Source organism: Phenylobacterium glaciei (assembly GCF_016772415.1).
Taxonomy (GTDB): domain Bacteria; phylum Pseudomonadota; class Alphaproteobacteria; order Caulobacterales; family Caulobacteraceae; genus Phenylobacterium; species Phenylobacterium glaciei.
On sequence record NZ_JAGSGD010000001.1, the window covers coordinates 755,814 to 774,590 of the forward strand.

General features: G+C 67.6%; 15 protein-coding genes. 9 read left to right on the forward strand and 6 right to left on the reverse strand.

The features are described 5' to 3' along the window. Nucleotides 1-143 precede the first annotated feature (143 nt). The gene (locus tag JKL49_RS03725; RefSeq protein ID WP_249778016.1) at nt 144-1,643 is read left to right on the forward strand and encodes an ATPase domain-containing protein; all 1,500 of its coding nucleotides are present in this window, start codon (nt 144-146) and stop codon (nt 1,641-1,643) included. Beyond that, nucleotides 1,640-3,322, forward strand: a complete 1,683-nt coding sequence (locus JKL49_RS03730; RefSeq protein WP_215338367.1) for a response regulator — start codon at nt 1,640-1,642, stop codon at nt 3,320-3,322. The genes JKL49_RS03725 and JKL49_RS03730 overlap by 4 nt, the downstream gene beginning before the upstream one ends. Here JKL49_RS03730 and JKL49_RS03735 read toward each other — a convergent pair. Continuing rightward, nucleotides 3,319-3,723 carry a DUF2177 family protein gene (locus JKL49_RS03735; RefSeq protein WP_215338368.1) on the reverse strand — a complete coding sequence of 135 codons (405 nt, stop codon included), beginning with the start codon at nt 3,721-3,723 and terminating at the stop codon, nt 3,319-3,321. The two genes, JKL49_RS03730 and JKL49_RS03735, sit on opposite strands and share 4 nt — an antisense overlap. Nucleotides 3,724-3,734: 11 nt before the next feature. Next, nucleotides 3,735-4,763 carry an SAM-dependent methyltransferase gene (locus JKL49_RS03740; protein ID WP_215338369.1) on the reverse strand — a complete coding sequence of 343 codons (1,029 nt, stop codon included), beginning with the start codon at nt 4,761-4,763 and terminating at the stop codon, nt 3,735-3,737. A 133-nt stretch (nt 4,764-4,896) separates the two neighbouring features. Between JKL49_RS03740 and JKL49_RS03745 the strand changes: the two genes are divergently transcribed. The 4 genes from JKL49_RS03745 (at nt 4,897) to JKL49_RS03760 (ending at nt 10,910) form a co-directional block, all read left to right on the forward strand. Beyond that, the gene (locus tag JKL49_RS03745) at nt 4,897-6,240 is read left to right on the forward strand and encodes an NAD(P)/FAD-dependent oxidoreductase (RefSeq protein WP_347340350.1); all 1,344 of its coding nucleotides are present in this window, start codon (nt 4,897-4,899) and stop codon (nt 6,238-6,240) included. Between the two features lie 2 nt (nt 6,241-6,242). Further along, a complete protein-coding gene (locus tag JKL49_RS03750) occupies nt 6,243-7,022 on the forward strand; it encodes a DUF1365 domain-containing protein (protein ID WP_215338371.1) in 780 nt (259 codons plus the stop codon). Nucleotides 7,023-7,248: 226 nt separating this feature from the next. Continuing rightward, the gene (locus JKL49_RS03755) at nt 7,249-9,048 is read left to right on the forward strand and encodes an ABC transporter ATP-binding protein (protein ID WP_215338372.1); all 1,800 of its coding nucleotides are present in this window, start codon (nt 7,249-7,251) and stop codon (nt 9,046-9,048) included. Continuing rightward, nucleotides 9,045-10,910 (forward strand): ABC transporter ATP-binding protein, encoded by a 1,866-nt coding sequence (locus JKL49_RS03760; protein ID WP_215338373.1) that lies wholly within the window; start codon nt 9,045-9,047, stop codon nt 10,908-10,910. Before JKL49_RS03755 ends, JKL49_RS03760 begins: the two co-directional genes overlap by 4 nt. 22 nt (nt 10,911-10,932) lie before the next feature. On the opposite strand, the gene JKL49_RS03765 is transcribed toward JKL49_RS03760, so the two are convergent. After that, nucleotides 10,933-11,487: a lipocalin family protein gene (locus JKL49_RS03765; protein WP_215338374.1), complete on the reverse strand. Its 555-nt coding sequence runs from the start codon at nt 11,485-11,487 to the stop codon at nt 10,933-10,935. Between the two features lie 155 nt (nt 11,488-11,642). Then, the gene (locus JKL49_RS03770) at nt 11,643-12,479 is read right to left on the reverse strand and encodes a TauD/TfdA dioxygenase family protein (RefSeq protein ID WP_215338375.1); all 837 of its coding nucleotides are present in this window, start codon (nt 12,477-12,479) and stop codon (nt 11,643-11,645) included. Between the two features lie 70 nt (nt 12,480-12,549). On the opposite strand from JKL49_RS03770, the gene JKL49_RS03775 reads away from it, so the two are divergent. Continuing rightward, a complete protein-coding gene (locus JKL49_RS03775) occupies nt 12,550-13,221 on the forward strand; it encodes a Crp/Fnr family transcriptional regulator (RefSeq protein WP_215338376.1) in 672 nt (223 codons plus the stop codon). Here JKL49_RS03775 and JKL49_RS03780 read toward each other — a convergent pair. Continuing rightward, the gene (locus JKL49_RS03780; protein WP_215338377.1) at nt 13,218-14,111 is read right to left on the reverse strand and encodes an alpha/beta fold hydrolase; all 894 of its coding nucleotides are present in this window, start codon (nt 14,109-14,111) and stop codon (nt 13,218-13,220) included. The two genes, JKL49_RS03775 and JKL49_RS03780, sit on opposite strands and share 4 nt — an antisense overlap. Nucleotides 14,112-14,233: 122 nt before the next feature. On the opposite strand from JKL49_RS03780, the gene JKL49_RS03785 reads away from it, so the two are divergent. Both JKL49_RS03785 and JKL49_RS03790 read left to right on the forward strand, forming a co-directional pair. After that, a complete protein-coding gene (locus JKL49_RS03785) occupies nt 14,234-14,857 on the forward strand; it encodes a TetR/AcrR family transcriptional regulator (RefSeq protein ID WP_215338378.1) in 624 nt (207 codons plus the stop codon). 181 nt (nt 14,858-15,038) lie between these two features. Then, nucleotides 15,039-18,278 (forward strand): PAS domain S-box protein, encoded by a 3,240-nt coding sequence (locus JKL49_RS03790; RefSeq protein ID WP_215338379.1) that lies wholly within the window; start codon nt 15,039-15,041, stop codon nt 18,276-18,278. A 22-nt stretch (nt 18,279-18,300) separates the two neighbouring features. Here the strand turns inward: JKL49_RS03790 and JKL49_RS03795 are convergent, their stop codons facing one another. After that, on the reverse strand, nt 18,301-18,768 hold the full coding sequence (locus JKL49_RS03795; RefSeq protein ID WP_215338380.1) for a winged helix-turn-helix transcriptional regulator: 468 nt from the start codon (nt 18,766-18,768) through the stop codon (nt 18,301-18,303). Nucleotides 18,769-18,777 lie beyond the last annotated feature (9 nt).

The following is an 18,777-nucleotide window of genomic DNA, read 5'->3' on the forward strand; positions in this document are numbered from 1 at the left end:
ATGCGGATCCGCAGCCCTGGAACATCGTTTGCGCGGGGGTGGGGGGAGCCCAAAACCAACTTGGCCGTTGTGTGGTGTCGACGACAGTGAGCCGCCAGCCTGGCAGCTAGGTTCGTCGCCCTTGGAACCACGCGAGTAGGCGCTTGACTGTTCAGACCAAATTTCCGGCGGAGCTTGCCAGCACCGGCATCACTGGCCTCGACGATATCCTGAGGGGCGGCCTGACGCGCAACCGCGTCTATCTGATGGAAGGCACGCCCGGCACCGGCAAGACCACAGCGGCCCTGCAGTTCCTGATGGCCGGCGCCGCGGAGGGTGAGCGCGGGCTCTACATCACCCTGTCCGAGACGCAGGACGAACTCATGTCCACCGCCCGGTCGCACGGCTGGACGGTCTCGGACCTGGTGACGATCTTCGAACTCATCCCGCCCGAGAACCTGCTGGACGAACAGCAGCAGCAGAGCCTGCTCTACTCCTCCGACCTGGAACTGGGCGAGACCACCCGGCTGATCTTCGAGGCCATCGAGGACGTTAAGCCGACGCGTGTCGTGATCGACAGCCTGTCGGAAATCCGCCTGCTGGCGGGCGGCTCTCTGCGCTATCGCCGGCAAATCCTGGCGCTCAAGCACTACTTCGCCAAGCACGGCGCCACGGTCCTGATGCTGGACGACATGACCACCGACGCCAACGACAAGACCGTCCACAGCGTCGCCCACGCCGTGATCCGGCTGGAGGAACTAGCGCCCGTCTACGGCGCCGAGCGGCGGCGCCTGCGTGTGGTGAAGTATCGCGGCCAGGCGTTCCGCGGCGGCTTCCACGACTTCTTGATCCGCCACGGCGGCCTGGACGTCTTCCCGCGCCTGATCGCCTCGGAACACCGCATCGACTTCAAGCGCGAGGCCCTGGCCAGCGGCGTGACGGAACTCGACACTCTGCTGGGTGGCGGCGTGGCGCGCGGCTCCTCGACCCTGGTCCTGGGTCCAGCCGGAACCGGCAAGTCGCTGCTGGTGATGGAGTTTGTGGTGGCCGCCATCAAGCGTGGAGAGAAGGCCGCCATGTTCATCTTCGACGAGGAGCTCGGCCTGCTGTTCGCCCGCGCCAAGGGCCTGGGGATCGACCTGGAGGCCATGCGCGACTCCGGCGCCCTGTTGATCGAGCAGGTGGACGCCGCCGAGCTGGCGCCCGGCGAGTTCACCCACAAGGTCCGCCAGTGCGTCGAGAAGCTCGACCTGAAGACCATCGTCATCGACAGCCTCAACGGCTACCAGGCGGCGATGCCCGAGGAGCAGTTCCTGGTGCTGCACATGCACGAGTTGCTGACCTTCCTGAACCGCCGGGGGGCCTCGACCTTCCTCACCGTCGCCCAGCACGGGCTGGTGGGAGACATGAAGGCGCCGGTGGACGTCACCTACCTGGCCGACACCGTGATCCTGATGCGATACTTCGAGGCCTCGGGCCGGGTGCGCCGGGCGATCTCGGTGATCAAGAAGCGCACCGGCTTCCATGAGGACACCATCCGCGACTACCAGATCGACAACCGCGGGCTCACGGTTGGCGGCCCCCTGGAGGGCTTCCAGGGCGTTCTGCGCGGCGTGCCGGTCTATGTCGGACAGTCGGAGTCGCTGCTGGACGAACGGGTTTGACCAACCTCACAGCCCTGCGCGAGGAGACCGCCCTCATCCTGACCCCGGCCGGACGCGACGCCCAGATCGCGGCCAGCCTCCTGGGCGAAGCCGGGATCCAGAGCCGAGTCTGCAACAGTATCGAGGTCCTCTGCCGCGAGCTCGCCGAGGGCGCGGGCTTCGCGCTGCTGGCCGACAACGCCCTTCACAACGCCGATGTGGGCCCGCTGTCGCGCTGGGTGGCCGAACAGCCGCCCTGGTCGGATTTTCCCTTCGTCCTACTCACCGAGCGCGGTGGCGGGCTGGAGCGCAATCCCCAGGCGTTCCGCCTCACCGAAACCCTTGGCAACGTCATCTTCCTGGAGCGCCCCTTCCATCCCACCAGCCTGGTCAGCGTGGCGCGCACCGCCCTGCGCGCGCGCCGCCGCCAGTACGAGGCGCGCCAGCGTATCGAGGAGATCCGAGAAGCCGAGCAGCAGCTTGAGCGCCGGGTCGACGAACGCACCGCCGAACTCGCCGCCGCCAACCGCCAGCTCGTGGGTCAGATCGAGGAGCGCGAAAAGGTCGAGGCCGCCCTCCGCCAGGCCCAGAGGCTGGAGGCCGTGGGCCAGCTGACCTCCGGCGTCGCCCACGACTTCAACAACCTGCTGACCGTGGTGCTGGGCAATGTGCGCCAGCTGGCCAAGGCCGAGACCAATCCCACCGTCCGCCGCCGCCTGGACATGATGGAGCAGGCGGCCCAGCGGGGCGCCAAGCTCACCGCTCAGCTGCTGGCCTTCTCGCGCCGTCAGAAGCTGGAGCCCCAGCTCGTCGACCTGAACGACACCGTGGCCAGCATGCGCGACCTGTTGCAGAGCACCATGGCCGCCCACGCCCGCATCGAAACCGAACTGGCGCCTGATCTGTGGGGGGCGATGATCGATCCGACCCAGATCGAACTGGTGATCCTCAACCTGGCCATCAACGCCCGCGACGCCATGGAGGTCGGCGGCGTGCTCATCGTCAGCACCGCCAACGCCGTCCTGGGCCCGCCGCGCCACGCCGAGGAGCCGCCCGCCGGGGACTATGTGATGGTGGCGGTCACCGATACCGGTTCGGGCATGCCGCCCGAGGTGCTGGCCAAGGTCTTCGAACCCTTCTTCACCACCAAGGCGGTGGGCAAGGGTTCGGGCCTGGGCCTGTCCCAGGTGTTCGGGCTGGCTAAACAATCCGGCGGTGGGGTGCGCATCGACACCGCGCCCGGCGAGGGGACCTCGGTGAAGGTCTACCTGCCCCGCTGCGACGACATCGCCGCGCCTCGTCCCGCTGTCCGCGAGGCGCCGCTGGGGGTGGATGGCCGCCCGGTCGTGTTGCTGGTGGACGACGACAGCGCCGTGCGCGAAATCACCGCCGGCATGCTGGACGAGCTGGGCTACGCAGTGGTGGAGGCCGGCAGCGGCGGCGCGGCGCTGGAGTTGCTGCAGCAGCGGCCGGACGTTGACCTGATGCTGCTGGACTTCGCCATGCCCGGCATGAACGGCGCCGAGGTGGCCCGCGAGGCGACCAGCCGCCGCCCGCACCTGCCCATCGTCTTCGTCACCGGCTATGCCGACGTCGAGGCCCTGGCCCATGCCGGTGAGGCCGGGGTCATCCAGAAGCCCTTCGAGGACCACGAACTGGCCAGCAAGCTGCGGGCCCTGCTTGAGGGCGCTTCGGCCTAACCGAACTTCGCCGCGGCCCAACGCAAGGCGAGATAGCCCGCCGTGGCGGCGACGGCGGTGACGAAGGTTCCCCACAGGATGTCTGCCACAGTGATCTTTGTGGCCCAGACCTTCAGGGTCGCCTGGTTGGTGAGGTCGTAGGTGGCGTAACACATGGCCCCCAGGATGGCCCCGGTGGTCATGGACTTGGTCCAGGAGGTGGCGGGTGAAACCGCCAGGACCACGATCCCCAGCACATAGGCCAGATAGAAGACCGCCGCGGCCTTCAGGTTCACCTCCTCAGCCAGGATCGGGTTCAGGGTCGGCCGGTAGAGCCGCTCATTGCTCAGGATCAGCCAGACGGCGTCCACGGCGGCGAAGGTCAGGCCGGTGGCCAGGTAGGCGATGACATATTTCAGCATGGTGTGATCCCTCAGGCCGGCCGCAGGCGATAGTGGCTGACGCCCCATTCGCCGCCGCCGCGATGCCCGAAAAGTCCGGCGGTGGCCAGGAAGAACAGCCGCCAGCGCCGGCGCCAAAGCACAGCCTGGTCGCCATAGACGTCCCGCAGCACCGGCCGGATCACCGCAGCGTTGCGGTCGTAGTTCTCCAGCCACTGGTTGGCGGTGGTCTCGTAGTGGGCGCCACTCCAGCGCCAGTCGGCCTCGACGGTGAACAGGTCGGGGAACTGTCGCATCAGGTCGTGGCTGGGCATAACCCCGCCGGTGAAGAAGTGCTGACCGATCCAGTCGGCCTCGTCGTTCACGTCGAAACGGTAGGGCGTGCTCTTGTGGGTGAAGACGTGGATGAACATCGCCCCGTCCGGCTTCAGCCAGGTCTTGGCCCGGGTCAGCAGGCCGCGCCAATTGGCCATGTGCTCGAACATCTCCACCGAGACGATCCGGTCGAAGGCGCTGGCCTGCGCCTCGAAGTCATTCATGTCGGCGGTGATCACTGTCAGGTTGGTCAGGCCCTGCGCGGCGGCGCGGCGGCGGATGAACTCCCCCTGGCTCCGGGAATTCGACACGCTGGTCACCCGCGAGCGCGGCAGATTACGCGCCATCCACAGCGACAGAGATCCCCAGCCGCAGCCGAGCTCCAGGATGTGTTGCCCATCCTTCAGGTCGGCGTGAGCGGCGGTCTCTGACAACGCCTTCTCCTCGGCCTGTTCCAGCGTCGAGGCGCCGTCGCCATAGAGGCAGCAGGAGTATTTGAGCTGCGGGCCCAGCACCGCCTCGAAGAAGGCGGCGGGCAGTTCGTAGTGCTGATCGTTGGCCTCGCCGGTGTGCTCGGCGATCGGCCGATGGGCCATTTCCACGGCGAACTGCGCCTCGGCGTCGGCGGGCGCGTCGGCCAGGTTCCGGCGCGCATTGGCCACCAGAAGGTCTACGGCGGCGCGGCGCACCAGGTCGGGGAGGGGCGCGCCCTCGAAGGCTTGGATGGCATTGGCGACGAGACTCATTGGGCGGCCCTCTGCTGGCTCCTGGAAAGAAGCCTTGAAAAGCCATACGGATGCAGCCTGACCCTGGATGCGGCGTTTGCATCCGGCGACCGGCGCTTTGCGTAACTCCACCACGATCGCCCCAGGAGACGCCGTGACCCTTGAAGCCGCCCACAAGCCGCTCCGCATCGCCGTCGTCGGCGGCGGCATCGCCGGTCTCTCCGCGGCCTGGATGCTGGGGACAAAACACGCCGTCACCCTGTTTGAGGCCGACAACCGGCTGGGCGGCCACGCCAATACGGTGGAGGCGCGCGACAGCGGGGGCGTGACCCCGGTGGACACCGGCTTCATCGTCTTCAATCCGCCCAACTACCCCAACTTCACCGCCTTGCTGGCCCACCTGGGCGTGGCGAGCCAACCCGCCGACATGGCGCTCAGCGTCTCCCTCGACGACGGGGCCTTCGAGTATTCCAGCGGCGCGATCTTCGCCCAGAAACGCAACCTGTTCAGCGCCCGGTTCTGGGGCATGCTGCGGGACGTCAACCGCTTCTACCGCCACGGCCCCAAGGACCTGGCGGGCCTGGAGGCGCCGCTCACCTCGCTGGACGACTACCTGTCGCAGAAGGGCTACTGTCAGGCTTTCCGCGACGACCACCTGATCCCCCAGGCCGCCGCCATCTGGTCGACGCCCCTGGCCGCCATCCGCGACTATCCGGCCGCCTCGCTGATCCGCTTCTTCCAGAACCACGGCATGATGACGATCTTCGGCCGCGGCGCCTGGCGCACGGTCACCGGCGGTAGCCGCGCCTACGTCTCCAAGCTGTCGGCCGCCTTCCAGGGTGAGGTTCGCTCAGGCGCGCGCATCGTCTCCATCCGCCGTGACGCGCTGGGGGTGGAACTGCGCGACGCCCACGGCCATGCCGAGCGCTTCGACCAGGTGGTGATCGCCACCCACGGCGACCACGCCCTGCGACTGCTGGATGACGCCACGCCGGAGGAGCAGCGGCTGCTGTCGGCCTTCCAGTACAGCCGCAACCTGGCGGTCCTGCACACCGACAAGGCCCTGATGCCCAAGCGCCGTAGCGCCTGGACCAGCTGGAACCACATCGGCAAGCGCTCGGCGCCGGGTGAGGGCTGCGTCACCTACTGGATGACCAAGCTACAAGGCCTGAAGACCGTCACCGACTACTTCGTCACCCTGAACCCGACGAAGGAAATCGCGCCCGAGGCGGTGGTCCATACCGACGTCTACGAACACCCGCTGTTCGACGCGGGCGCCATCGCCGCCCAGCGCGAAATCTGGTCGGTCCAGGGCGTACGCCGAACCTGGTTCTGCGGCTCCTATCTCGGTCACGGCTTCCATGAGGACGCTCTGCAATCGGGCCTGGCGGTCGCCGAGGAGCTGGGCGGGGTGCGTCGTCCCTGGACCGTCGAGAACGAGTCCGGCCGCATCCACCTGGACGCCATCTCGTCGGTCCCCGCCGAGCAGGCCGCCTGACCATGACCGCCTCCGGCCTCTATTCCGGAGTGACAACCCACACACGGTTCCGGCCGCGCGGCCACCGGCTGCGCTATGCTATCTTCATGCTGCTGCTGGACCTGGACGAACTGCCGGCCCTGGACGCCCGGCTCAAGCTGTTCGGCCAGGATCGGTTCAGCCTGACCAGCTTCTCGGAGCGCGACCATCTCGATGGCTCGGCGACGCCGCTGAAGGCCCAGGTCGAGGCCCACCTCGCCGCCGCCGGTATCCCGTCCGGCGGCCCGGTCCGCCTGCTCTGCATGCCCCGCATCCTGGGAGGCGTGTTCAATCCGCTCAGCGTCTATTTCTGCCACCGCCCCGACGGCGCCTTGTCGGCCATCCTCTATGAGGTCAGCAACACCTTCGGCGAGCGGCACAGCTATCTGATCCCCGTCCAGGGCTCGGGGGTGATCGAACAGAACGCCCCGAAAGCCTTCTACGTCTCCCCCTTCATGGACATGGACCTGGCCTACGCCTTCCGCATCGCCCCGCCCGGCGAGGACGTCTCCATCACCGTCGATGTGCATGACGCCCAGGGCCGCGTCCTGGCCGCCAACTTTGCCGGCCTGCGCACCGAACTTACCGACGCGGCGATCTGGAAGGCCTGGCTCAGCCACCCCCTGATGACGCTCGGCGTCATGGCCGCCATCCACTGGGAGGCGCTGAAGATCTGGCGCAAGGGCGAGAAACTGCGGCCTCGCCCGACGGCGCCCGGCGCGCCCGTCACGGTTGTGGCCGCGTCGCAGGTCAGCGCCGCCTAGCGCCCTGCCGGCGGCTCTCGGCCCGCCAGGTTTGACCATCGAAACATCATCGCAATGATCCGCACCTATTCGACCTGCGCGTCAAAACAGCTCTGGCGCGCCTAGGGCGGGCGCCTCAGAATGTTTCCATACTAGACGATGGAAATTTGAGATGAGTGATTCACACCCCTCCCGGCGGGGTGCGGCATCGGCTGACTCCGAGCCAATCCAAGTCGATGTGAAGACCATGCCCCGCGTCTTGCAGCGGATCGTTGGACTGGCGTTCCACTACCCATGGCTGGTCTCCCTCGCCATGGCCGCTTCGCTGGGCGCGGCGCTGGCCAGCCTGGCCTTGCCGCGCCTGCTGGGCCGCGCCGTCGACCAGGCCCACGGCCTGCTGATCCAGGGCGTCGCCCATGCCGGCGAAGCTCGCCACGCCCTGCTGGTGACCGCCGCCTTCGTGATCGGCGCCACCCTGGTGCGCGGCGCCATGACCATGTGGTCGGGCTATCTCGGCGAACTGGTGAGCCAGAAGGTCGGCCACGACCTGCGTTTGCAATTCTTCCAGCAGCTTCAGCGCCTGTCCTTCGGGTTCCACGACCGCATCCACTCCGGCGACCTGGTGACCCGCGGCATGCTCGACCTGGAGGGCGCGCGCGTCTTTATCCAGGGCGGCCTGATGCCGATCCTGACGCTGGTGCTGCTGCTGGCCTTCGCCTCCTGGCAGATGCTGGCCACCGACCTGACGCTCGGCCTGATCGGCCTGGCCTTCGTGCCCTTCTCGGCCCTGGCGCTAGGCCGGATGGGCTTCCTGCTGCGGGTCACCTGGCTGCGCTTCCAGGAGCTGATGGCTCAGCTGACCCTGACCATGGAAGAGAACCTCCAGGGCATCCGCGTGGTCCGCGCCTTTGCGGGCAAGGCCTTCGAGATGAGCAAGTTCGACCGCGCCTCGGTCGATGCGCTTGCCTATTCCTACAACCGCATCACCCTGCGCTTCCGCGCCGTCGCCGTGATGCAGGTGACCTTCAACGCCTCCATGGCGGGCGTGCTCTGGTACGGCGGCCACAAGGTGGCGGCGGGCACGATGAGCGTGGGCACGCTCACCGCCTACCTCGCCTACATGACCCTGCTGCAGGGCCCGATCCGCCAGATCGCCATGATCTTCAACGCCGCCGCCCGCGCCACCTCCTCCGGCGCGCGGGTGTTCGAGGTGCTGGACCTGGAGCCGGAGATCGCCGACGCGCCGGACGCCAAGCCGCTGGCGCCAGCGAAGGGCGTGCTGCGCTTCGAGAGCGTCGACTTCGGCTATGTGCCCGGCAAGCAGATCCTCACCGGCATCGACTTCGAGGTCGGCCCCGGCCAGACCCTGGGCATCGTCGGCCCGCCCGGCTCGGGCAAGTCCACCATCGCCAACCTGATCCCGCGCTTCTACGACGTCACCGGCGGGACCATCACCATCGACGGCGTCGATATCCGCGACGTGACCCTGCCGTCCTTGCGCGAGTATGTCGGCCTGGTGCAGCAGGAGGCCTTCCTGTTCGATAGCTCCATCGGCCACAACGTCGCCTATGCCGACCCGTGGGCCGAGGAGGAGCGCATCGTCGGCGCCGCCAAGACCGCCCAGATTCACGAGCATATCGTCGGCCTGCCCGCCGACTACGAGACCCGGGTCGGCGAGCGCGGCGTGGCGCTCTCCGGCGGCCAGCGCCAGCGGATGAGCATCGCCCGCGGCGTGGTCCCCGGCCCCGGCGTGATGATCTTCGACGACTCGACCGCCGCCATCGACGCGGTGACCGAGCGGCGGGTGCGCGACGCGCTCGCCGAAGCCACCCGCACCAAGGCCACCATCATCATCGCCCACCGTCTGTCGTCCCTGATGCATGCCGACCAGATCATCGTCCTCGACGACGGGATGGTGGTGGAGCGGGGCAATCACGCGCAGCTGCTCAAGGCCGGCGGCGTCTATGCCGACCTCTATGAATTGCAGTCGCGATCCGACGCGTCGGCGACCCTGGAAGACGTGACCTTGGAAGGGGCGCCCGCGTGACCGAGATCCCCGCCAACGCCGCCCCCAAGCGCAGCGCGCCCCGCGCCTCCCTCGGTTCGTCCGAGGGCGACGACATCTTCGGGACCTTCGACGTCAATGTCGCCCGCCGATTCCTGGGCTTCCTGGGTCCCCACAAGCGCTCCCTGATCATCGCCCAGGTGGCGGTGCTGATCTCGGCGGCCACGCAGGTGGCGGTGCCGGCCATGGTGGGCGCGGCGGTCAACGCCGCGGTGGCCAAGGACGGGCCGTTGCTCGACCGCACCCTGATGATCTTCGCCGCGGTGGCGGCGGCCTACGCCACCTTCTTCTTCATCGGCGAGTGGCTGTCCTCGCGCCTGGCCCAGCGGGTGATCTTCGACATCCGCCGCAAGATGTTCGCCCATTTCCAGGACGTTTCGCTGTCCTTCATGGACAAGACCCACGTGGGCCGGATCATGGCGCGACTGCAGGGGGACGTGAACGCCCTGCAGGAATTCCTGGAGAACATGAACGGCGCCATCGGCGACTTCGTGATGCTGGTAGGCATCACCGTGGTGCTGCTGACCACCGACCTGAAGCTCGGCCTGCTGACCCTCACGGTCCTGCCGGCGCTGATCGCCATTCGCGCGGTCTGGCTGCCCTATTCCAAGAAGAGTTTCCGGGTCGCCCGCGACGCCTCCTCCAACGCCAACTCCGCCCTGGCCGAGAACATCAACGGCATCCGCACCGTGCAGGAGAGCCGCCGCGAGGCGCTGAACTTCGAGCTTTATAAGGAGAAGGCCCAGGAGAATTTCACCGCCCAGGTGGGCGCCTCCTGGATGACCCAGATCATGGTCCCCACCGTGGACATGCTGACCGGCTTCGCCATGGCCATCGTCATCATCGTCGGCGGCAACGCGGTGCTGGGCGGGACCCTCAATGTCGGGGTGATGGTGACCTTCATCCTCTACGTGCAGCGGTTCTTCGAGCCGGTGCGCATGCTGTCGATGCAGTACACCATCATGCAGCGGGCGATGGCGGCCGGGCACCGGATCTTCGAGGTGATCGACGTGCCCGTCAGCATCGCCGACAAGGAGGGGGCCACCGAACTGAAGGATGTGCCGGCCACCGTCGAGTTCCGTAACGTGACCTTTGGCTACGATCCCAAGCGCCCCATCCTGCACGACATCAGCCTTATGGTGCGGCCCAAGGAGGTCGTCGCCCTGGTGGGTCCCACCGGCTCGGGCAAGACCAGCATCATCGCGCTGGCCCACCGCTTCTATGAGGTCGACCAGGGCCAGGTGCTGGTGGGCGGCCACGACGTTCGCGACGTGACCCTGGATTCGCTGGGCGCCAATATCGGCATGGTGCTGCAGGAGCCCTTCCTGTTCACCGGCACCATCGAGCAGAACATCCGCTACAACACGCTGACCGCCAGCAAGGACGACGTGATCGCGGCGGCCAAGTCGGTCAGCGCCCACGACTTCATCATGCGGCTGCCGGACGGCTATGACACCCAGCTGGGCCAGCGGGGCCGCAACATCTCCATGGGTCAACGCCAGCTGATCAGCTTCGCCCGCGCCCTGGTGGCCAATCCGCAGATCCTGATCCTCGACGAGGCCACGGCCAATATCGACTCCTTCACCGAGCAGGCGATCCAGAAGGCGCTGAAGGTGCTGTTCGCCGGCCGCACCTGCATGGTCATCGCCCACCGTCTGGCCACGATCCGCGACGCCGACCGCATCGTGGTGCTGCAGCAGGGCCGAATCCTGGAGCAGGGCAGCCACGACGTACTGATGAAGACCGGCGGACTGTATTCTCACCTGTACACCTCGGCGCACGCGTCGTTCGACGATCAGGTGGTGGCGGTGACCGGCGACGCCGAGTTCGCGACGCGGACTTGAGATGTCCGCTCGCCCCAGCGGGTCAGTCGCGCCCAGGGGTGGCCAGGACCTCGATCTCGCCGCTGTAGCCCAGGGCGCGCACGCGGCCGATCAGGGCGTCCACCTCGGTCCGCGGCGGGGCGACGGCCCGTGTGAAGACATAGACCTTGTCGAACTCGGGTTCTGACGAGACGAACCACTCACCCTGGGACCCCGCGGCGATCACCCGATATTCGCGCGTCGGGCGGAACGGACCAAAACGATAGCGGACGTCCAGCACCGCGTTCTGACCGGGGTCTAGGACAGTGCCGATCCCCGAAAGGGCCCGCTCCCGGCCCTGGGGCCCGTCCTGCCGGCAGGCGTCGCGCACCGTGATCCGGCCCTGGGTGTCGCGGCCATGCTCCGTCGTGGCGTACTCGCAACCGCGCGTGAGGCTGGTGGGGGTGCGCGCCTGCTCGTACCAGGTCCCGCGATAAAACGTGTCGGGGTTCAGCGGCCCCGCCGTGGGCGGCGTGGTCGGGCGGCTCTGGGCCAGGGCTGGCCCGCCGAAGGCCGTTAGGGCCGATACCACGATAAGGCCCATCAGGGTCGTGCGCATCTCGGGACTCTCCAATGAGGCTTGAGTTGAGTTTACGCAGGCGGGGTGCAGGCGGATGCGGTGCGAGGGCGAAGGCGCGCGCGCGGATGTCGGCTCGCGACAGCCCCGGTGTTTTTGGCCTTTGCCGGCGAACTTGGCGGCGCTCCCTGTTGCGCCTAGCTCAGCGGCCCGCCATCCAGGGTGATGCGGTGCATCAGGCGGTACTGGCCGGGATAGTCGTTCATGGCTTGGTGCCAGGTGCAGCGGTTGTCCCAGATGGCCATCGAGCCCTTGGCCCATTGGAAGCGGTGGACGAACTGCGGCTTGACGGCGTGCTGATAGAGATAGCCCAGCAAGGCCATGCTCTCCTCGGGGCTCCAGCCGACGATGCCGGTGGTGAAGGCCGGATTGACGTAGAGCGCCTTCTTGCCGCTGCCCGGGTGGGTGATGACCATCGGGTGGACGGCGTCCGGCACGTCCTTGTTTCCGGCCAGGTCGGCGCGGTCGGTCAGGGCGTAGACGCTGCTCTCGCCGAAGACGTGCTCCGAGGCGTGGTGCGCCTTGAGGGTGGCCAGCGTCGCCTTCAGGCCGTCGGAGAGGGCGTCATAGGCGGCATACATGTCGGCGAACAGGGTGTCGCCGCCGGTGGGCGGCGTCTCGATGGCCAGCAGCACCGAGCCCATGGCCGGCGCGACGTCGTAGCTGTGGTCGGTGTGCCAGCCGCCGCCGATGTTGGTCTGCTGCTCGGGGGTCTTCTCGACCTTGGCGATCTCGGGATAGCGCTCAGTCTTGGGGAAGTAGCGGTTGACGACGATGGGGGCGAGCCGCTTGGCGAAGGCGATCTGCTGCTCGGGCGTCATCTGCTGGCCGTGGATGAAAGCGACGCCGCGGTCAAAGACGGTGGACCGGATCGCGTCGATCTCGGCGTCGTTGGCCCGGTTCAGATCGACACCCTGAACCAGGGCGCCGCAGCCGTCGGTGGGGCGAATCGAGAGGTCGAGGGTGGTGGTCATGGCGGGCTCCTGTTGAGGAGAGCCTAGGCCAGGGGCTTTGCGGAGTTTGTCACCAGGGTTACAAACTGGAATGAACCCTCGCGAGCGCGCCGCCGAACTGCTGACTCGGTCCGTCTGGTTGCAGGGCCATGGACCGGAGATGGTCGAGGCCTTCCTGACCCAGGGGCGCATCGTCCATCTGCCGACCGGCGCCTGGGCGCAGTCGGAGGGGGATGAGCAGACGGGGATCACCCTGGTGGTGGAAGGCGCGGTGCAGATGATGTGTGCGGCGCCGGGGGGCCGCGAGGTGCTGTTTGGCCAGGCCGGCCCGGGGGTGGCCCTGGGCCAGACCCTGAGGTTCGGCGGCGGGCCGCGGCTGGTGACCCTGATCTGTGTGGAGCCGAGCGTGCTGCTGGTGGTGCCCGACCACGCGCTTACGCGGATCGCGGCGGAGCGGCCGGAGGTCTGGCAGGCGGTGGCGGCGCTGGTCTATCTGCAACTGCGCGGGGCCCTGATGATCGCCGCCGAGGCTGTGGCCCTGCCGCCGCGCCAAAGGCTGGCCTCGCGCCTCGAGGTGATGGCGCGGACCGGCGGCCCCTCCCTGCGCATGAACCAGCAGGCGCTCGCCGAGATGATGGGGCTCTCCCGCAAGACCGTGAACTTCTACCTGCTGGGCTTCCAGCGCGCGGGCCTGCTGACCCTCGGCTACGGCCAGATCGAGGTGCGCGACACCGCCGGCCTGAGGCGGGTGGCCGAGAGCTAGCCGGCGTCGGCCGCGGTCCAGAATGTTCGCAGGGTCTGGACCAGATGGGCGGGATTGTCTTCCTGGACATTGTGTCCGGCGTCGGGGGCGACACTGATCCGCGCGCCCCTCACGGCTTGGGCGAAGGCCTCGGCCGCCGCGGCGGTCAGCACCCGGCTGCGGCCGCCCCGCACCAGCAGGGTCGGCAGGCCGCTTGAGGCCGCGATCTGATCCAGAACTCCGACCATCGCCAGGATCGCCGGGAAGTCGGTGGGCCTGCGGCGGTCCTGCTTCCAGCGCCAGTCACCGCCGTCGGTCTGGGTCAGCAGGGTCGACATCCGATAGGCGACCTTGCCCGGATGGCTCCTGGGGCTGACGGCCAGGGCCCGCGCCACCACGGCCTCGACCGAGGCGGCGGCGTCGATCGCGCCGATGAAATCCCGCATCCGGGCGGTGGACGCGAAGTTCACTCCGGGGGCCACGTCCACCAGGGCCAGGCTGGCAAAATGGTCCGGCGCGGCCTGGGCGCTGAGCCCCGCCACAACACCGCCCAGCGACATGCCCGCCAGATGACAGGGCGCGGCGCCCAGCTGGTCCACGACGGCGAGAACGTCGGCGACGAAGGCCTCGAGCGGATAGGTCTCCGCCCAGTGGCTGTCCCCATGCCCCCGCAGGTCCAGGGCGAGCAGCCGGAAGTCGGCCCGCAGACCCAGGGCCACATAGTCCCAGGTTCGCGCCGTCAGGGCGCCGCCGTGCAGCAGCAGAGCCGGCGGCCCGTCACCGCCCCAGTCCAGCAGGTGCAGGACGCCGTCCGGGCCCGCCAGACGGCGCGAGGCCGGGGGCGACAGATCGCCGATCTCGACGCCCATCTCCCGGGCCAGGCCTTCGAGGGGCTCGTCTCGCAGCAGCATCGTTCGTTCCGTATTTACTTTGACTAGTCAAAGTAAGACGATATCGAGAGCCGCCGCAAACAGATTCGTGTGGCGCCCGCGGCGATGGTCTATCCCTGGGACGGCGACCCGCTGGAGGCCCGATGTCCGAACCCCGCAAACGCGTCCGCCGCAGCGCCCAGGCCTCGAAACTGGCCATCCTGCAGGCCGCCGAGGCCCGGTTGATCGCCCAGGGGCCCGACGCCGTGCGGGTTCAGCCTATCGCCCGGGATCTCGGACTCACTGACGCCGCGGTCCACTACCACTTCGGCAGCCGCGAGCAGCTGCTGGAAGCCCTGCTGCGCTATTCCGGCCGCCGCTTCCTGGACGAGCTGGCGGCCGCCATCGCGGCCCACCGCGCCGAAGGCATAGGCTTTGACCTGGCCCGCGCCGCCGCTCTGTTGGCCGACTTCTATGACCGCAAGGGCGCCGCGCGGCTGGTCATGTGGTTGAGTTTCTCAGGCTGGCGGCCGGAGGGCGCCGGCATGCTGTCGCCCCTGGTGGACTGGCTGCACGAAGACCGCTCAGCGGGCGCCCTGGCGCAGGGCGCGCCCGTGCCGACCCGGGAGGACAGCCAGTACGCGATCGCCCTCCTAAGCGCCTCGGCCATGTCCCAGGCCCTGTTCGGCGACGCCCTGCTGCGGTCCGTGGACCTCGACCCCGCCAAGGCGGGTGAGTTAACCGACTGGCTCACCAGCTTGCTGACCGACCAGGCCGTGTCCTCATAGGATTGAAGGTGGCGGTTGGGTCGGGGGTGGAGGCGCATTTCGCAGCCAGCCGGCCGGCGGTCTCCCGGCGATCTGACATTGCAGGTCGAATTGTCGCAGGTGGTCCCGAGCGCCTCCGGATTAACCCTACCGAAAGGGCCGCGCCGCATTGTGGGAGGATTGCGCTATTTTGGAGCCTGCTGTGGACACGCCCGAGGAGCCAGATCGGATCGCGGCGCTACAGGGCTTGGGGATTCTCGACACCGCGCCTGAGGCGATCTTCGACAGCCTCACACAACTTGCGGCGCTGACGTTCAACGCCCCTGTCGCGCTGGTGTCTCTGGTGGACATCGATCGCCAGTGGTTCAAGTCCTGTATCGGCCTGGACGTCTCAGAGACGGGCCGGGATGTCGCGTTCTGCGACCATGCCATTCGGCAGGATCAGGCCATGGTCGTGCTTGACGCGAGACAGGATCAGAGGTTTCGCGACAATCCATTGGTCACCGGCGCGCCCTCCATAAGATTCTATGCCGGCGCCCCGTTGATCCTGCCGGACGGCCATCGCCTCGGCACGCTGTGCGTGATTGATTTCGCGCCGAGGCGTAGCTTCAGCCAGGCCGCCCGTGCGCAGCTTGAGGCCATGGCCGCCTCCGTCACTCAAGCTCTCCTGATGCGGCGGGACATCTCCGCGTTTCAGCGGTCGGAGCGTGACCGGAACAACCAGCGGCAGCTACTGGACCAAGCCGAAGAGATGGCTGGCGTTGGCCACTGGTCATGGGACGCCGCTTCCGACGTCACGACCTGGTCTCGCGCACTCTATGAGATTCATGGCTGCGATCCGGCCGAGCCGCCTCCCGGTCTCGATGGCGTCCTGGCCCTCTACGCGCCTGAAGACGCGGCGAAGCTGGCGGCGCTGGTGGAACGCGCTGTCGCGACGGGCGAGTCTTATGCTCTGCAAGCCCGCATCCGGCGACCTGACGGTAGCGAGCGCCTGGTGTCTGCTCGGGGCGCCCCGGCGATGAATGCTGACGGGTCAGTCGCCGCGCTGTTCGGGACCTTTGTGGACGTCACCGACCTCAAGCTTGCGGATCAACGCCTGCGGCAGAATGAGGCCCGGCTTCAATTTCTCACCGACCACGCTGCTGACCTCATTTTCCGCGTCGAGCCAGGTCAGGGAATTCTATGGGTCTCGCCAAATTGTCGCCGCTACGGCTACGAGCCCGACGAGCTGATCCGCCTCCGGCCGGCGGACCTGGTGCACCCCGACGACGTGCCGCGTATGCAGGCGGTGACCGCGGCCCGGCTCGCCGGCCTGCCGGACCCCGAGGGCGCCACCTACCGCTATCGTATCCGCCGAAAGGACGGTGCGTGGACCTGGATGGAGACCAGTCCGACCGTCATCCGCGACGACAGCGGGGGCATCGTCGAGGTAGTCAGCGTCATGCGCGACATCACTAGCCGCATGGAAATGGAAGCCGCTCTGGCGGCCAGCGAGGCGCGCTACCGCCTAATGGCGACCCGGGCTTCTGACATCATCGCCTGCTATGGCGTTGATGAGAAGTTCACCTTCCTGTCTCCGGCTATCGAAAAGGTGCTGGGCTATGCGCCGGAGGAACTGCTCGGGCGTGCGACGACGGAGTTCATGCACCCCGATGACATGCCCCAGGTTCGCAAGGCCTTCACCGCCTATCTTGGCGCGGGTCCGGACGCCCCTCCGCTTCAATACGGCTACCGCGCGTTCCGCAAGGACGGCGCCACGGTCTGGCTCGAGGGGCACGCGAGAGCGATCTATGACGCGGACACGGGCCACCTGATCGAGTTCCGGGACGCGGTGCGCGACGTGACTCAGCGTAAGACTGTGGAGTCCGCCCTCGCGGAAAGCGAGATGCGCAACAGCGTGATCGGCGAATACGCCACCGACATCATTTCACGTAGCAGTCTGTCGGGTCGGCTTCTCTACGCCTCACCGTCCGTCACTCAGGTCACAGGCTTCACGGCTCAGGAGTTGGGCGAACATAAGCCCGCGTTCCTGCATCTGATCCACCCCGACGACCTGGAGCCAAGCCTGGCCCACGTCAGGCGGGTCATATCGGGTGAAATCAGTTCTGGGAGGGTTTCCTACCGCTTCCAGCGCAAGGACGGGGAGTGGATCTGGCTCGAATGCAATCCCACCCTCGTGCGTGACGCCGAGGGCAAACCTTCGGAAATTCTGGATGTGATCCGCGACGTCAGCGCGCAACGCCAGATCGAGGCCGACCTGCTGGCGGCGCGCGACGCGGCTGAGGACGCAGCCAGGGTCAAGTCGGACTTCATGGCGAACATGAGCCACGAGATACGCACTCCACTCACCGCCATTCTGGGATTCACGCGCCTGCTCACCGAGCGCAAGGATCTCGCACCCGAGGCCAGCGCGCAACTCTACCGGGTTGCGACGGCCAGCGACGCGTTGTTGTCCATCGTCAACGACGTGCTCGACTTCTCGAAGCTCGAGGCCGGTCAGACCGAAATCAAGCCTCGTCCTGTTTCACCTCGCGGCGTCCTGCACGACGCCCTGACGATGTTCTCGCCGCTGGCCGACTCGAAGGGGTTGAGCCTGAGCTTCGCCGCCGATGGCCTACCCGATGCGGTGCGGCTGGATCCCGATCGGATTCGGCAGGTGCTGCTCAACCTGATCGGCAACGCCGTCAAGTTCACGAGCACGGGCGGCGTTCGTCTGACGGCGTCCTATGATCAGGCTCGTGAGCAGCTTGCCGTCGACGTCGAGGACACGGGCGCCGGAATGAGCGACGAGCAATGTGAGCGCCTGTTCAAACGGTTCTCGCAGGTGGACGCCTCATCAACACGCCAGCACGGCGGCACCGGCCTCGGACTCGCGATCTGCAAGGGTCTGATCGAGGCGATGGGCGGTGAGATCGGCGTCGACAGCAGGCCCGGTCAGGGCTCGACTTTCCACTTCAAGATCTCTGCGCCGGAAGCCACGATCGTCGAGCCCAGCGTTGCGGAAGCCCGCGCTGCGGAGGCGGCGGACGGTCTTCGCTTGCTTGTGGTGGATGACAATCCGGTCAACCGCGAGCTCGTCAACGCCTTGCTGAGCGGACTTGGCGTCGAGGTCTTGGAAGCCGCTGATGGTCCAAGCGCCATCGAGGCGGCTTCAATCAACCCCGTCGACCTCATCCTGCTCGACCTCCGCATGCCTGGCATGAGCGGTCCCGAGACCTTGGCTCGCATCCGTCAGACCGACGGACCCAACCAGAACATCCCGATCCTGGCGTTCACGGCCGATGCCGATCTGGCGCGGCTTGGTCCTGACCACGGCTTTGACGGACTGGTTCGCAAGCCGATCGTGGCCACGGAATTGATCGAGGCTCTTCAGCGGGGGCTCGCCTATTTCGAGACATCCGTAGAGCCCGTCGACCGTGCCCTTCAGCTCGATGCGAGCTAGTTTGTTGGGGCCCAGGCTGGATTTATGAGGTCACGCCCTGGGCCGCGCCCGGCCCCGGCCGTGTCTCCACCTCGCGGGCGCCCACCGGGGCGTGGCATTCCGAGCAGGTCATGACGGGGGCGAAGTCGCAGCCGCAGGTCTTGTGGCGGTGGAGCAGGGGGGCGCCGGCCTCGCCGGCATAGTGGCGGTCGCCCCAGTGCACGATGGACATGACCACGGGATAGAGATCCAGGCCCTTCTGGGTCAGGCGGTATTCGTGGCGCACGGGGCGGTCCTGATAGGGGACCTTGGTCAGCACGCCCTCGTCCACCAGCAGCTTCAGCCGCTCGGCGATGATGGTGCGCGAGATGCCGAGCCTGGTCTGGAAGGCCTCGAACCGCCGCACGCCCAGGAAGGCGTCGCGCAGGATCATCAGGGTCCAGCGGTCGCCGATCACCGCCACGGAGCGGGCGATGGAGCAGGGCTGGTCGGCGAGGTCTTCCCACTTCACGGGCGGCGT